Source organism: Phocaeicola sp. RTP21359st1_B8_RTP21360_211022 (genome assembly GCF_040911965.1).
Taxonomy (GTDB): Bacteria; Bacteroidota; Bacteroidia; order Bacteroidales; family Bacteroidaceae; genus Phocaeicola; species Phocaeicola vulgatus.
This window is the reverse complement of record NZ_JBDFXP010000115.1, coordinates 1-1,473: the sequence shown is the minus strand read 5'-3', so window position 1 is coordinate 1,473 and position 1,473 is coordinate 1. Positions and strand designations below refer to the sequence as shown.

At 42.4% G+C, this 1,473-nt stretch carries 1 protein-coding gene; it reads right to left on the bottom strand.

Annotated features, from left to right (window positions below):
* Window positions 1-27 precede the first annotated feature (27 nt).
* The gene (locus AB5062_RS22635) at window positions 28-1,245 is read right to left on the bottom strand and encodes a transposase (protein ID WP_008782613.1); all 1,218 of its coding nucleotides are present in this window, start codon (window positions 1,243-1,245) and stop codon (window positions 28-30) included.
* Between the last annotated feature and the right edge of the window lie 228 nt (window positions 1,246-1,473).

Here is a 1,473-nt window from a genome sequence, read left to right as displayed (position 1 = left end):
CAATAGTTCGTTAAAAATTCGCCACGCCTAAGCGGCTCTGGCAGTAAATAAAATGAGTTCTTTGAAAAGTTTGTCAATAACTTGCGGGTCTGGGCTAATCCCAAACACGCAAATAAATCGTTCAAGCATATAAGCATTGTGTATGAATGACTTGCAGGAGGATATGGAATAGGTTATTCCGAGCCTCTTACATGCCGCTTTGGCCAAGTTGACAGCAGCAAGCGATGCATTGAAGTGAAAATCCAATTTCCTGAAGTCGGTAGACTGGCAGTTGGTGATTCCTGCATGCTGCTTGCCATCTCTAAAGCAAAATTCCAACTGGAACCTGGTTCTGTAATAATCCAGCACCTCGCGTCCATCCATGGAATCGTCTGTAGAGAAGTAAAGCTGCCACTTGTCTGTCCTCCCGTCCATCGGATACCAGATGGCTAAGGAAACATACCTTTTGAGAGCTTTTGCATATACCCTCAATCCGTATAGCTTTCCCTTGTTCACCTCGTATTCCTTGCACCGGGTCAAATCCAAATTGGCAAAGTCAATCCTGCCGTCAAACCACTTGGGATGACCACGTTTTCCTGTTTTCTGTTCCAATGCCGGATAGTACAGGACAACATCATTCCTAAAGCGGCTGATGACATGGAAACCGTTCTCACACATAGGTGTTATGAATGTTTCCTTGGAAAAGAATGCGTCTGCAACCACCGTTTTGGATATGCTTTGCAGCTTGTCTTTTCTGCTGATAAGATAGCTGCTGTACCAGTCAACGAGGCTCTTGTCCATATTATCCAAGGTCTTACAATCCGGCGTCTGAATGGAACCTAAAGTCATGCATTCATGATTGTCGATGTCAATGACACCGATGCCCATGATTTCCAGTCCACGCTTGTATTCTCCTGCACAACCGGACCAGAAGTAACCTATCCAAGGTGTCTTCTTGCCTGATTTGGGAATATAGGAAGGATCGATGGCGATGGCTTTTCTTTTGCCTGTGAGATGCTTGCTGATGATAGAGCCGTTGAACGCAAACCAGTCGAAAGTTTCATGCTCAAAAAGGTTACGATAAGTCTGTTCTGAGAAACAGCCATATCTGCCCAATTGGAGGAAGTTTATACGATCCGGGATGGCCATGAATAATTTCATGGTGTCCATGAACGTTTTTTCAAAAGGTTTTTGTATATTCGCTACTGATTTGAGAGCCGACAGGCACTCGGATTGGTATTGCATAAGGAGTGTTTCTTTAGTCATAATCAGAAGAGTTGAGAGACTTCTAATTTACTAAAAAACCAGCGAATTATGCAATACTTTTTTACCTTTATTATCAGCAGGTTAGCACATTTTTTTCAGCACATTTCTTCATGCTTAACCATTCGTTTTTGACAACATTTCAATGACCTCTTTAGTGTTTCCGAACCGACTTTTGCCGGTTTTATTGTTTAACTTTTAATTTTTCGGTAAAAATTTACCGAAGTATTG